The organism is Pseudoalteromonas luteoviolacea, from assembly GCF_000814765.1.
Taxonomy (GTDB): Bacteria; Pseudomonadota; Gammaproteobacteria; order Enterobacterales; family Alteromonadaceae; genus Pseudoalteromonas; species Pseudoalteromonas luteoviolacea_H.
The window spans coordinates 221960-236663 of sequence record NZ_JWIC01000003.1 but is presented as its reverse complement, the minus strand read 5'-3'; the positions used below and the strand labels follow the sequence as shown (position 1 = coordinate 236663).

Genomic DNA, 14704 nt, shown 5'->3' with positions numbered 1-14704 from the left:
TAATTTATAACCAGTCAGTAGACTTAGGTTAAGATAAAGTGCGTCCTATTCAGACTTTGCAATGCCCTATAACTTGCATCGATACTTGCATGAAATACAACATAGGCACTATACTGTATATATAAACAGTATAGGTAAAGTATGAAAGTTATTCCCATTAAAGCCCAAGCTGGTATCACTGGATTTGAATCACCAGCGGCTGAATATAAAGAGCTAGGGCTGTCATTGGATCAGTTGTTAGTCAACCACCCCAATGCTACATTTATCGGACTCGCTTCTGGCGATTCAATGCAAGGGGTTGGTATTTTTGATGGCGATTTACTGCTGGTTGATCGCGCAGTTTCCCCCCAACAGAACGATGTGATTGTTGCAAATTTTAATAACGAGTTTGTCTGTAAGCTACTTGATTTGCATAATCGAGTATTGCGCTCTGCATCGACGCTTTATCCACCAGTTAAGATCAGTGAGTGTGATCAGTTTCAGCTTGAAGGAGTCGTCACGGGCTCTGTGCGTATGCATCGCGCCAATACAGGTTTAACTAGATGTATGCGCTAGTAGATGCCACTTCATTTTATGCATCAGCTGAAAAAGTCTTTGATCCGAGTATACGTAACAAACCTGTCGTGGTGCTTTCAAATAACGATGGCTGTATCGTAGCGGCATCGCCAGAAGCAAAACGCTTAAACATTCCTAAGTTTCAACCCTACTTTAAACTGAAGTCGATTTTGGCTGAGCATAATGTCATTATTCGCTCCTCCAACTATGAGCTATATGCAGATCTGTCGGATAAGATGATGAAAGTCATCAATCAGTTTAGTGATAATCACCATATCTACTCAATTGATGAGTCTTTCTTGAAGTTTGATGGCTTCTGCAATGTTGTTACTTCCTGGGAACAATACGGACATATGATTAGGCGCAGTGTTTGGCGTTCCACAAAACTGCCTGTTGGTGTTGGTTTTGGCCCAACGCCTACCTTAGCTAAAGCGGCGAACCACGCCGCAAAAAAATTTAGCGGTGCAACAGGGGTATCTGTTATAGATAGTGAATCAAGCCGTAAACATGTGCTCAGAAACTTAGACGTTAGCCATGTTTGGGGCGTGGGCAAACGCCTGACTAAAAAACTTAATCAAAGTGGAATTTATACGGCTTTAGATTTAGCCAATCAAAACCCAAGATTGATGCGCCAACAATTTAGCGTCGTATTGGAGCGCACAATATCAGAACTCAATGGAAAAACCTGTTTGTCTTGGCACGATATAACGCAAAGGAAAAAAGAGATCTATAGTACGCGCAGTTTTGGCGAACGTGTTACCGATGCCAGTTCATTAAAAGCAGCACTCGCAACCCACTGTGCAATTGTCAGTAAAAAGCTTAGAAAGCAAAACTCACTGGCCAAAAACATCGTGATATTTGCCCATAGCTCCCCCTTTGAAGCACACTACTACAAAAGATCCTTCATTCAAAAACTCGCGGTTCCCTCTAGTGATGTCAGAGTATTTAATAACGCAGTCTCTGATATTTTTCATCAACTATTCAAACCTGGTGTGAGATACTACAAAGCTGGTATCGGTGCCATTGAGCTAGAAGACGATACATTTTTGCAAGCTGATTTATTTAATCACTCTTTAGACAATCCTGCTTTAATGCAGTGCCTAGATGAAATCAATACCCGATATGGCCAGCACACAACCCGCACAGCAGCCGAGCTGAAATCTAGTGCATGGCGTATGCGTCGAGATTTTTTATCACCTTATTACACCACCCGCTGGTCTGATATTCCCTTGATAAAATGTCAATGATACCCAATTTCGTCTAATTACCTACTAAGGTCACCTTACCTTATGAAGCACACTCTGTTAAGAAAACACATCGCACCAATACAGCATTTTCTATCCACAGATTTTGTTAATAGGCTGTGGTTAACTTTTTTTAACTCTAAAATCTAAGCAAATAAGTATTGATAAATGACAAATGATAAAACGCTATATCATAAAGATGAACGCATCCACTCATACCACAACCATAAAAACCTAAGGCAATGAAATAATTAGTTTTATTATAAAAACCCTACATATTTTTCTGTGAGTTCACAGGACACATGCCACCTTATCAACACTAATACGCTTAAAACCCAACCACTACCATTGCATTAACAACCATATTTATGAACTAAAACTGCATAGATATTAACTGAGCATTTTTTAACCCAACACTAAGGTAAACCCTATCGTTCAATGTTATAAAACAATTAAGATGCTAATGTTAGCAACAGTATTAGGGCGTTAGTGCCGCTAAGATTAACAGCCTTAAATTGATGAGTGATGACTTATTTAGTTTGCCATCTGACTGACTGAGCAACTTAAAATAGGCTGTCTACCGTTTATTTATCTACTATAGAAACATAGGTTTAGATCATCGGCCAACGTGGTATGCCATCATAATGGACGCGTTTTATACCCAAAGACAACAAAGCACACTTTAAACCTTAATTTAGGGCTAAGATAACTTAAGGGAGTTGGCTACTCTATAGACAAGTCATGAATATAACTAATGATAATTTTTAAAGAAAAGTAAATAAATTAGACATTATTATAACCACAGCAAATACAACCAACCTCGAAATTGCAAAATATTTAAATTTAATTTTTATTATTTAACTTCAAGATAATAAATAATAAAAATATGCATAAGAAATAATGCTTTAATAAAACTTGTCTATCAACCAATAAGTCATATCTAAGGAAATATATGAAATTACTCGCTCTCACAATTAGCGCAGTTTTATTAAGTCAAAGTGCCATCGCACAACAAACTTTAGAGGGTACCTATGTACTCACGACAGATGAGTTTAACAATGGCCAAGTAGAGTCCGGTAAATCACAAGAAATTACGATTACAGGTGATAAAGCACACTTTATGGCACAAACAACTGCACAGTTTTTATCTGGTAGTACAGAGCAAAATGGCAATATAATTCACTTTAAACTCTCAGATAAATCTCCCTCAAATACGCAATACTTTTCTGGAAATGTAGACATCAATGGTACTTACAGCGGTACTTGGTTTGCCGCCAACGGGACTAAAGGTGACTGGGGTTTAACAGCGCTTCAGCCAAATACAGCAACCAGCTGTAAAGACATTTTAGATGCTGGACTCAGCCAAGGTGATGGTGTTTATGAAATTAGCGCCTTATCAGGTGAATCGATCAGTGTTTACTGTGATATGACCCGAGACGGCGGCGGCTGGACACTTGTTGGCAGTTATCCAAAATCACAGCCTGGTGGTATACATCGTATCGAAGAATACGGAGACATCCCAGAAACAGACCCCAATAACGTCACTAGGCTTTGGTTATACAAGGGTGACTTAAGTGTATTTACTGATGCAAAAGAGCAAGTTAGCTGCTCAACCGTCGGTTGCGGAGATGGCTATACGGTTTACGGCCAAAACTTTACTCCAAGAGAGCTTGAACTGGTTCGATATAATTGGGGTGCGTCAGATCGCTTAGAGCTGATGCCTAGGAACTCTGATAAACCAAGCTGCACCACCTCTTTAGCGCCCGATGCGTATGTTTATGAAGGATGCGTAGGCACTGCTTACTTGGGTGGTAATGTTTCCAACTCGACTGTTGGCTGGCAAGGCGACATAACTGCTCCATATTGCTGGGTAGCTAGAGGTACATACAAACCTTACTCATCTGGCTCTGCGGTCTGTAGCCAAGGAAATGAGCCAAATGGCTCTCAGTGGGCACTACTTTGGATGAGATAACACAACATTCATAGCGTGAAAGGCACAGCGAACACTTGCTGCGCCTTTCAAATTTCACATCGCAACTAACTCTACTTTTCGCCAATCTGTTTCACCTCATTGCTATCAAATTACCCGTTCATTAAAGCTAACAGTCCAACTGCCTCATAAAAAATAAATAAAGCAAAAACAAAACAAAATAGGAATAAAATATTCACAAGATGACGATTTGATGATAAGTTTCAATCTCAGCAAATTGGCTGACATTCATAAAGGAGTTATATGATGAAAAACATGAAATTGAAAAAAAAACCACTGAAATCACTATCACTTAAAGACAAAACACTTCCATACAAAAATACCCCAGCCGTGGGCGGTGGTGCATCGGGCACTATGTGCATTACGCTTTCAGTAGATGACTGCTGTACGATTCCCCCAACACAAGATTTTTGTTAATAAGTCAGTGAAAATAAAAGAAGTGACAGAGATGTCACTTCTATTGAACAACATTAAATATAAGTAATACACTTATTCGTTCAACAGCCGCTCCGTTGTAACTTACTTCTTACCTCATTGAGCTTCGCTTGAGTAAATTCATAAGCTTGTTGTGCTATTTGATAGGCATCTGGATATTGATTAGGCGTATCAACTTCAGGCACCCAAAACTTACGTCGGGTCAAACGAAGACCCTGATCAAATGCACCCACTGCATTAAAAATCTCTACTGCAATGGGACCATCAAATCGCGACAAAATAGGCGTAAATATGCCTTCCCACGGCAACCAGCAATGCACTAAATCACCTCTATCTGGTGGCGACGCCTGTGCATAATGTAATCGACCTTGATCAGCAAGATAATTAATTTGCTGTGCAAACACCTCTGGTCCATCACCATCTAACGTCTCTTGCGCACTGTCGAGTACCACTCCCACTGTTGGGTCTGCTATGCCGTCTAAAAAAGCGATCAATTGGGCCAGTTTATTCGGCCCTGGTGTCTCCCAATGGCTAATTGGCTCAATGGCTAATTTAACGCCTTTGGAAGAGGCGTAAGCACCAAGTTCAACAAAACTAGGCTGTGCCGTTTGATAACGTAGCGCAAGCTCATCTTGTAACTTATCACTCCATACGGCTTGACCATTTGGCGCATCAAATACAAAACCACCATAGGGGATCACCAAGGGTCCCATCATGATTTCACCACCTAAAGCAGCGGTAATATCAATACGAGATTTTAAATAAGCAATCCCTGCATCGCGAACAGATTTAATCGCAGAGCTTGGGTCACACGAAGTCGTTGCACCAACATTGGTCGCGACTTTGATATGTCCGAAACCCTCATCATCCATACGCTGACGAAATGCCTTATAGGCATTGAGTTCATCCTCGTAAGTGGCAAATGCATAGGCTGTGGTGTCCTCTCTACCCGGATGAAACTCAAAACCGGTGTAACCCATTTCAGCCAAACGTCGAATGTGAGTCATCGCTTGATCTAAAAATGTGTCATCTTCTATTGAGAAATTAGACCCAAACATAAAAAAGCTAAAATACATCTCCGTATTATGCTGCATTTGATAACTCCTTTATCACTTAAAGGCCAGTAACTTCTTGAAGATACTTGCGCGCCATTTGTGCATACAGTAGTGGGGTTGCATTGGCAGGATTTTGTTCAGCCTCTACAATCAACCACCCGGCAAAATTTTTATCTGCCAGCGCCTGTAATATCTCTTTGAAATCTAAGCAGCCAGCAGGATCTCCGGGCACAGTAAACACCCCTTTTAAAATAGCCTCTTTAAATGACAAGTCATTGGCCAAACTGTAATCCATAATGTCTTTACGGATATTTTTCAAATGAACATGTCTGATCCGTTCGCCATACAGCCGAATAAACTCTAAATTGTCGCCACCGGCAAAAAAGAGGTGCCCGGTATCCAAACAAAAGTGCACGCAATCAGGATCGGTTAACTCCGCAAATCGCGCAATTTCATCCATCGTCATCACCCCTGTGCCCATATGATGGTGATAACACATTTTCACCCCGTGGCAATTGGCTTTATGGCCAAGCTCATTTAAGCCATCAGCCAGTCTACGAAACTGTTCATCTGTAAACTTAGGGGCATTAGGCACTAAGGCAATGGGTTGCTGATGAGATGAACCGCCAAGTTCAGCCAGTACTAAGTCCCCACTTTGCATCTCTTTCAAAAACTGGATTTCTTGCTCAAAACTTTGAAATGTTTGCTCTTTCATGTCGTTAATGGTGAAGTAAGTGCTAACCCACGGCTCTGAAATCACGAGCCCTCGCATGTCTAATTCACGTTTTAATACCGCTGGATCAGATGGGTATTTATGGCCACGACTACACCCTTCAAAGCCAGCTAACGCCATCTCACTGACAATTTGCTCAAATGGGATCCCGATATCAATATCTAAAAAGTCATCATTGACCCACCCTGTTGGGGTAATACCAAATTTTACAGCGCCTTGTGGAAACATTGTTTGTCTGCTCATGATAAACGTCCTGTTGGTGACATAAATGAAAGTGATTACTTACATTTATTTTGATTGAACACTGTGCTGCTTTACAAACTGCCAGCTATTGTCGAAATGAATTCTGGGGGGCTCGCTCCAAGATCCATAACCTGGGCCTTTTGCACCTGATGGGTTAGCATCAATCGCTTGCCAAAGTAAGCCCTCTGTATATGAAGCAGAGCTTACAAAAAACGTTTTATCCTGCTCGCTCTTGCCATAAGCCTCTCGCCAAGTACGTGGTAATTGATACCAAGTGCCCGTGTACCAAAGCTTGATGATATTTCTGGCGACGGGCCCCAGCTTCACATCCCCCATGATCTGTTGCCGTATCCCAGTTAAAAACATTTGCTCGTCAGAGGCACATTCATACACGGTTTGAAACACGCAAAGTAACTGTTCAACCGTGTCACGGCCAACAATGTCACTGAGTGTTTTATAATAATGTTCAACTTGGCCTGTACCATGTAGTGCAAATGCGTTGAAATCCGTAAGTGCTCCTGATAGCTCAATAAATTGCTGCTGTTGATTTTGCTGAGTATTCATTACGCCCGCTCCTTATGTAAACAAGTCTGCCCTACTGTATCGTTCAATGAACCACTTCTACTGGCTTCAATCTCGAATGTGGGGCCTGCGTGCGTATTAGACTCAATCGAAATAGGGTTACGGATCAGTTGACTGGCGTACTCTTTCAGCCTGAACATGTCGCATACTGCACCCAACAGAAGGTTTTGATGACCACTGAACGCGGCATTGATGATGCCTAAAAACTCATAGTAACTATGGTTAAAATCTTTCGCGGCTTTTAATAAAGTTGGGTTTTCTGCAAAATCCGACAGCTTGGGGTTTGTCTTGATCGGATATACCTTACTAAAATCGACTTCGAACTTTGCGCCAGTAGGGTTACTTGGCCTATCACCTTTTTGATAATAACGGCCAAACTGTAACTGCTTGAATCGATAATAATGGGATAGCTCTCCCTCACTATCAAACTCTTGGTTCTCTGTCTCTTCGCCCAGTTCAGCCTTCCCTTCACCTTGCTCTTTGATCAAATTCAACGCGGCAATGGCCGACTTTTCATCCGTGACTTCTATGACTTCGCCACCGCCGGAGTAATAGTATTTATTGGAAACCTGATATTTAGAGTCGCCGATAAAAATAGTTTCTCCGCACTCTCTAGCCTGCGTCTCTAAAAATTTAATGCCCTCTATAATGGCATCGTAAAAATCACCAATGCTATAAAAGCTATAAGTTGGCGATTTTAGCGGTTTTATCGCATCCAGATGAAAGCGCGCATGATTTGCACGCGTGATACAGCCATTAGGACGAGTACTTGAAGTGTTTTTTTGAGGCTTTGAAGGCCGCTCAATGTTCAAAAAAGTCTCAAGGGTCTCTGGTGTAAAAGCGGCAATCGAGACTTGGAAATCGTGCTCACCATCCGGCAAGTAGGTTGGAAATGAAGGCATAAAGCCTTCACTCAATACATTGGGATGTCGACCCAATGCATTGAGCACATTCGCAGACAACGTCATATGGAGCATCTCTTCAACCAAAACCGCTCTAATAACCGCCGTGGCTTCTAAATTGGTTTCAGGGTGAATACTATATAATGCCGTTAAATACGGCGGAATTGTCGCATGCTCCAGCTGAATAGCGGCATCTAACATCTGGTATAGATCATCAATGGTATTGATAATACGTTCGTTCATGAGCGCGCTCCTTTAGCCAGTTTAAAGGCATCATCAGCTACAACATTCACGGGAAAACTGCTCAAATGTGCCAAAATATGTTCCGTGGTTTTAAAGCAAAGGGCTGCAAGTGTCAGGGTGGTATTAGATGTACCAATGCTTGGCATACTGCCAGAGCCAATCAGGTATAAGTTACTGTGATCCCATGATTGCTGATATTCATTCACCACAGAGTTTTGGGCAGTAGTGCCCATGACATGCGTACCAGAAAAGTGGTTGCCACCACGGAAGTAATAGCTTTCACCTTGGTAATTGAACGAGCCATAATCAAGTAATGAATAACTTGAAAAGTCCTGTGCACCAAGGCGCTGGAAGAATATCTTTGACGTTTCACGTGCGTAGGCAATGCCCGCTTTGGAGTAATCAGACAAGTTATAATTGACGATTGGGCGCATGTTACCAAGCGCATCAGTATACTCTGGGTCGACTGTAATGCGGTTGCTCTCATCTGCTGGCTGCTCGACCATATAAGCAAACAACAATTGATTTGATATCCTTTCAACGGTACTTTGGCGAAGTCCCTTACCAAATTTATTTTCAGTGTCGACTAACTCTTCGATATCAGAAAAAGGCGAGCCCGTTGCCCAGCCCCAACCATCATTATGAATGTCTACACCAAACGGCGCTTGCTTGGCTCTGCTTTGTCCATATCTAAAGTCCGCAATGCCAGAGGTGCATTTTGTCCCTCTCATTGTCCCCGCCGCTTCTGGCAATAAACCCCAAGCGAGCAAATAAGTATGGTCCATTAAATTTTTGCCCATTAACCCGCTCGAACTGGGTAAATCAGACGCGAGCATGAGTCGGGCGTTTTCTACCGCGTTGGTCGCCAAAATAAAGGTTTTTGCAGTGATATTACTTGTCGTATGCTCAGGCGAAGAGGTCTTGGTATAGTGCTTGAATTCAATATGACTGACTTGATCAGTACATCCATCGACAAAGACTTTGCTGGCAACCGCTTGTGGTAAAAAGTCAAGGTTACCTGTTTGCGCTGCGCTGTATAACGTTTTACGTGCATCATATTTGGCTTGCACAGGACATATCGGCACACAGTTGTTATTACCTTGGCAGCGCCCGCCTTGCTCGCTCTGCACTGCGCCCACAGCTCCGACAGGATTAAACCCCGCACCGTTTTGATAATCCGCATTAGGAATGCCATTTCGACCTTGTGGAAACGGGCGCACTTTTACCGTGTGTACTTCGCCTGCAAGTTCAAACTCTGCCCCGTCAATGCCTTTGCCCACCACTTGATCAAGATAAGAGGCCGGCAACCCATGCATTGGGTATACGTAACCAGGTTCGTACTTAAGCCCGTAAAACCCCTGCTCCTCAACATTAGCAGATACGCCAATTTCACGTTCAGCCATGCGGTAATAGGGCATCAAGTCATCATAGCTGATGGGCCAATCTAACCCAACGCCATAGTTGGTTTTTATTTTAAAATCATCTGGTAACATGCGCAGAATTTTGGCTTCCCAGTGCATGGTTGTGCCACCCGTAACCCGCGTGTAGGTGCTATCTAGTGCCAAAGGACCATTTTGCACCATGTACCCTTGGGTATCCATTTGACCCAAGCATAGCTTGCGAACATCAGTCGACCTAGGCATGGGTGCATTAGGGTTATCAGGATATGGCGCGTTATTATCTTTTGACGCGTTGACATAATAATTAGATACATACTCCTTGAAGCCGTCATAACTTAAGCTTTTTGCGGGTGCAGCTTCAAGCACAAGTACTTGATACCCTCTAGAAGTGAGTTCTTTCGCGGCAATCGCACCGCTAATCCCTGAGCCAACGATCACTGCATCATATTTACCGTCATTCGAATTTTGAATTGCTTGCTCAGGTGTTACTTGCTCTATTGTTGAATTTGATTCACTCATTCAAGTGTCCCCATCTTATTCCATTAACAACAGCATTAACATTCAAGCTAAAAATCAGTGTAGCAGATATTACAAAATGGCAATTATAAAATAAGTACCCGAAAAAATCCGGCATGGATATAACAGAAGTAGGTTCCTAAAATAGATGTTTATGTAGACAAAATAAGCAAATAAGTATAAAAACTCAAAACCAACCATCTTGAAACTCGTCTTTCATGGCTACGTTTTAGTTTCCCCAACCAAATTAATAACTTGTTAAATAAATCGAAATATTTAAGCGAGTGGCTGTTTTTTGTGTATATACTTTCTGATGCACTCAGTGCGACTACAACGGATTGCTAATGTGAGACAGTTAGTGAATGAACTTGGTTGTATGTTTGATTTCTCACACCGACATTCCGAGACAATTAACACCTTTACTCTTGGAACACTTATGACAACTCAAACGAACACGGTACTCAAATCAGAGCAAGAATACCCAGCGGCTATTGATGCACAACCACTTGAAAAGTGGGCAAAAGTGGCAAGACAACATGTGCTAGATAGAGTGATTGCAAATATTTCACCCGACGATGGAGAGCGTGGAGCAGTACTCGCCTCTCCCTCTCGCACCAACCCAAACTACTATTACCACTGGGTAAGAGATGCGGCACGAACAATGAGCGAAATCGCCAAGCTCAATGGCCTTGATCATAGAAATTTTAAAGATAACTACTACGACATGATGATTGACTATGTCGAGTTCACCAAAATAAACCAAACCACACCGACTGTCAGTAATAGCTTGGGCGAGCCCAAGTTTTACGTCACAGGGCAAGCGTTCAACGGACCCTGGGGCAGACCACAAAATGATGGCCCAGCGCAACGCGCGCTCACCATCACTCGCTGGGCAAATACCCTGTTAGCAAATGGTGAAAAAGATTATGTCACTGGCACTTTATACGACTCAAAAGAGCCTTCATTTAGTATTATCAAAGCGGATTTAGATTTTGTTGCGAACCACTGGCAGGACCCTTGTTTTGATCTGTGGGAAGAAGTCGATGGCACCCATTTTTATACTCGACTGCTACAACGCACAGCGCTGCGCGAAGGCGCTGATTTAGCAAATAAGCTTAATGACCCAGGTGCCGCTGATTACTATAACCAGCAGGCGGCTTTAATTGAAAGTTCAATAGATGATTTTTGGAGTGAGGAACAGGGCTATTTCCTGACCACGCTTAACCGTGTTGGCGGACTAGATTACAAGTCGTCAAACCTTGATGTTGCAACCACTTTAGGGATCTGCCAAGCACTGTCAGACACCCACCCTTTCCTAAACCCGCACGAAGATAAAGTGCTGGCAACCGCCTATGCACTCCACCAAGCTTTTGACCCACTTTATCTGATCAATGCCATAGAGCACACAACATCTGGTGACCCTGTTGCACCGGGAATTGGACGCTATCCAGAGGATAAATACGCAGGCAGTGCGCCACTTGGACAAGGTAACCCTTGGTTTTTGTGTACCGCCTCTTTGAGCAGTATTTGCTACAAAGCCGCAGCCCTATTTGCTGAGCAAAAAAATATTGAAATCAACAAATATAACCTCGGCCAATTGAATCTGGCTGTGAAACTGGTCGACCCCAAATGCCAGCTTGAGGTGGGCGAATGTTTCAGTAGCAGAACCAAAACATTTAAGTCCATCATCTCTGGTTTAAAAGCACTTGGAGACGCGTATCTTCGCCGTATCCAGATCCACGCAGGGGAGCATACGTCATTGTCGGAGCAATTTAGTCGATACGACGGCTACATGACCAGTGCTGAGCACCTAACTTGGAGCTATGTATCCGTCGCCATCGCCATTGATTTACGCAATGCGTTAAAAGTTTGAAATCACCGACGACCGCAAGCACTGAAACTGCGGTCGTTATTAGAGTTTATTAAACCGTACTTGGCCAAAAGCAAATAATCATGCTTTTAGGAAGTGGCACACAGTAACAGCGGATGTTGATATGGTAAAAGCACAACAACTTTACCCACACTATGCGCAGCGCAAGTTGCGCATCGTATCTGTGCTTACTGCCACATCACCTTGTAAACCGGCCACTTTTAATCGTCATACCCGCTACCTTTGGCCAGTCCTTCTACCGTCTCATTATCTATTTAGCTGTTACAAAGCACGCCGTGCATGTGCTTTGTCTCCTTTATCTATCACAGCGAGTAAATGCTATGAATATACCTATTACCAACCCAATCAAAATTGTTGTTAAACACACAGGCAATGTGAAAATTCACACCTTCATCTCTTCATACGAGGGCGATAATATTGCCAATGCAACACACATTATTGAAAGTGAAAATGTCCTAGTACTGATTGATGGCCAGTTTTTAAGTCCCTACGCGAAAAAGTTTCGTGAATACGCCGACAGTTTAAAAAAGCCCATCGAGCGTTTGTATTTATCACATCGCCATCCTGATCATTGGTTTGGCCTCGGAGATGCATTTGCAGATATTGAAATATATACCTTGCCTGAAACCATCGATTTTTTAAAAGCACATGGTGAAGAGTCTCGTGAAGATCATATGGGTAAATTAGGCGACCTCGCGCCAGAAAAAGTCGTTATCCCACAACATGCGGTCAGCCCCGGTATTGAGGTCATTGACGGAGTAAAGTACGTCATCGAGCGTATTGTCGATACTGAAATTGACTATGGGATCACCTTAAAACTTCCTGACCTTGGCATATTTATCGCCCAAGACTTGCTTTACAGCGGCACGCATCTTTATCTCACTAAATATCTCGATCATTGGATGGAGCAACATGAAGATATGCTGACATCCGACTATGACTTGTTTCTACCCGGGCACGGCGCGCCTGCAGATAAAAATGAGGTATTGGAAAACCTTAAGTATCTGATTGCCGCTAAGCAAGCCATTGCTGATGGCCTGAAAAATCAGGAATTTAAAGCGTTTATGCTCAACAAATTTCCAACTAGGCAATGTCCAGCCATTTTCGACATTTACCTACCCCGACTCTTTGACGGCGCTAGCGAATATTAATCAACACTAACCAAATTGATAGGTGGATCAGCATGGATACACAATATACAGTAGGACAGTACCTCACTCAAAGACTTGAAGAGCTTGGCCTAGGTCACTTATTTTCAATCGCAGGGGACTACACCATTGAATGGATCAACAAACATATTGAGCCAAGCAGTATTGAGCTTATTGAAGAGGTCAACGAACTTAACGCAGGTTATGCGGCCGATGGCTATGCCAGATTAAAAGGCATTGGCGCTATGTGCTTTACATATTCTGCCGGTACCCTCAGCGCGGTAAACGCGGTTGCGGCATCCTATGCAGAACGCATCCCTGTGGTTGTGGTCAACGGTGCACCGAGCATACAAAAGCGTCTCACCGCCCAGCAAACTGGTTTTACGTACCACCATATGATTGATGGCGAAACCGACTTAAATATCTATAAAAATATCACCGCTGCGGCGATAAAAATAGATAACCCTGAACTTGCGCCAAGATTGATAGACTATGCACTGACTGAGTGTATCTCACAAAAACGCCCCGCTTACATAGAACTACTGGAAGATATGGTAGAACAGCCTTGTGCAGCGCCACAAGGCAAGCTTACACCGCTTACGCCTATCCCGCTGCAAGACAATGTAGACCAAGCCATTGATAAAATTCAGCAAGCTTTAACACAAGCTGAGCGCCCTATTGTTTGGTTAGGTGCCGAAGTGGACCGCATGGGTCTTCATGAGGAAGCCAATGCTTTAATCAGAAAGCTGAACCTGCCTTATGTGACTGAACTCATCAGCAAAGCGGTATTTTCCGAAAACGACCCACTCTTTGCGGGTGTTTTTGATGGTCAAGCCTCCTCTGAGATCACACAAAAACTAGTCAATGAGTCTGACTTTATTTTAGGTCTAGGTGTTTGGTTGTCAGATATAAACTCACTGGGCCAGGCGGTTGATTATGATAAAACCGCGCTTATTTCATGGGATACCGTGAAACTGGGCACCTACTTTGTGCCACAGGTGCCACTGGCAAACTTTATCGATGAACTGAATCAAAAGCCACTCTCAAACTTGACTGCGTGTGCCATTCCAAGCGAAGCACCAGACAACAGCGGGCAATTTAGCGGAGATATCAGCTACCAAGGCTTTTATGACTTTATCCAGAGCAAAGAATACATTAACGACAACGTGCTTATTGGCAGTGACGCCAGCTTAAACTTTTTTGGCAGCCTACTGCTCAAAGTCGGCACGCCAAGAGGATTTGTCGCGCAGCCGACTTACTCGTCTATTGGCTATATTGGCCCAGCAGCAACAGGCATGAGCCTTGCTAAACAAGACCACCAGCGTGTATTTGTATTCTCGGGGGATGGTGGATTTCAAATGACACCCCAGTGTTTGTCCACACAAACCAGATTTAAGCTTAACCCAATTATTTTTGTCATGGACAATGGCGTATATGGTGTAGAGCAGTGGCTATATGATGCAGAAATATTCTCAAGCGATCAGCCCTTCTTTGAGTCATGTATTTTGCACCAGTGGGATTACTGTAAACTTGCCGATGTATTCGGCTGTAAAGGCTGGAAAGCCAATACGTACGAAGAGCTCAACGAAGCAATTTTAGACGCGCTTGAAAACTTGGATAGCCCTTCATTAATACAAGTTCGCGTGCCACCTAAATCACTTCCCGACAATGCTAAGTGGAAAAAGAAATAAATAACCTCGTTCAGAATGGCGTCGATTAAGGTATATGATCGCCACCTATAAAGAAAAAACCAGCTTAATGCGGGTT

The 14704-nt window shown here is 43.0% G+C and carries 12 protein-coding genes; 7 read left to right on the top strand and 5 right to left on the bottom strand.

Annotated features, from left to right (window positions below; genetic code table 11):
• Positions 1-141 precede the first annotated feature (141 nt).
• The 4 genes from JF50_RS02415 (at position 142) to JF50_RS27095 (ending at position 4206) form a co-directional block, all read left to right on the top strand.
• Positions 142-555 (top strand): LexA family protein, encoded by a 414-nt coding sequence (locus JF50_RS02415; protein WP_039607910.1) that lies wholly within the window; start codon positions 142-144, stop codon positions 553-555.
• Positions 543-1802, top strand: a complete 1260-nt coding sequence (locus JF50_RS02410; protein WP_039607909.1) for a Y-family DNA polymerase — start codon at positions 543-545, stop codon at positions 1800-1802. Before JF50_RS02415 ends, JF50_RS02410 begins: the two co-directional genes overlap by 13 nt.
• A 949-nt stretch (positions 1803-2751) precedes the next feature.
• Positions 2752-3771 (top strand): fibrinogen-like YCDxxxxGGGW domain-containing protein, encoded by a 1020-nt coding sequence (locus JF50_RS02405; RefSeq protein ID WP_039607908.1) that lies wholly within the window; start codon positions 2752-2754, stop codon positions 3769-3771.
• Positions 3772-4032: 261 nt separating this feature from the next.
• The gene (locus tag JF50_RS27095) at positions 4033-4206 is read left to right on the top strand and encodes a hypothetical protein (RefSeq protein ID WP_160290446.1); all 174 of its coding nucleotides are present in this window, start codon (positions 4033-4035) and stop codon (positions 4204-4206) included.
• Positions 4207-4286: 80 nt separating this feature from the next.
• Here the strand turns inward: JF50_RS27095 and JF50_RS02400 are convergent, their stop codons facing one another.
• From JF50_RS02400 to JF50_RS02380, 5 genes are read right to left on the bottom strand one after another with little or no spacing between them, the layout of a single operon-like run.
• The gene (locus JF50_RS02400; protein ID WP_039607907.1) at positions 4287-5318 is read right to left on the bottom strand and encodes a sugar phosphate isomerase/epimerase family protein; all 1032 of its coding nucleotides are present in this window, start codon (positions 5316-5318) and stop codon (positions 4287-4289) included.
• Between the two features lie 19 nt (positions 5319-5337).
• Complete coding sequence (gene iolE / locus JF50_RS02395; RefSeq protein ID WP_039607906.1) at positions 5338-6255, bottom strand: myo-inosose-2 dehydratase; 918 nt, start codon at positions 6253-6255, stop codon at positions 5338-5340.
• Between the two features lie 45 nt (positions 6256-6300).
• Positions 6301-6819, bottom strand: a complete 519-nt coding sequence (locus JF50_RS02390) for a hypothetical protein (RefSeq protein ID WP_039607905.1) — start codon at positions 6817-6819, stop codon at positions 6301-6303.
• Positions 6819-7982 (bottom strand): ferritin-like domain-containing protein, encoded by a 1164-nt coding sequence (locus tag JF50_RS02385; RefSeq protein ID WP_052262092.1) that lies wholly within the window; start codon positions 7980-7982, stop codon positions 6819-6821. Before JF50_RS02385 ends, JF50_RS02390 begins: the two co-directional genes overlap by 1 nt.
• Positions 7979-9901 carry a GMC family oxidoreductase gene (locus JF50_RS02380; RefSeq protein WP_080760073.1) on the bottom strand — a complete coding sequence of 641 codons (1923 nt, stop codon included), beginning with the start codon at positions 9899-9901 and terminating at the stop codon, positions 7979-7981. The genes JF50_RS02385 and JF50_RS02380 overlap by 4 nt, the downstream gene beginning before the upstream one ends.
• A 433-nt stretch (positions 9902-10334) precedes the next feature.
• Here JF50_RS02380 and JF50_RS02375 point away from each other — a divergent pair, with 433 nt between their 5' ends.
• The 3 genes from JF50_RS02375 to JF50_RS02365 all read left to right on the top strand — a co-directional run bounded on the left by JF50_RS02375 (position 10335) and on the right by JF50_RS02365 (position 14628).
• Positions 10335-11771 (top strand): glycoside hydrolase family 15 protein, encoded by a 1437-nt coding sequence (locus JF50_RS02375; protein WP_039607904.1) that lies wholly within the window; start codon positions 10335-10337, stop codon positions 11769-11771.
• A 338-nt stretch (positions 11772-12109) separates the two neighbouring features.
• Entirely contained in the window at positions 12110-12940 is an 831-nt protein-coding gene (locus JF50_RS02370; RefSeq protein ID WP_039607903.1) for an MBL fold metallo-hydrolase, read from the top strand.
• A gap of 32 nt (positions 12941-12972) precedes the next feature.
• Entirely contained in the window at positions 12973-14628 is a 1656-nt protein-coding gene (locus JF50_RS02365; RefSeq protein ID WP_039607902.1) for an alpha-keto acid decarboxylase family protein, read from the top strand.
• Positions 14629-14704 lie beyond the last annotated feature (76 nt).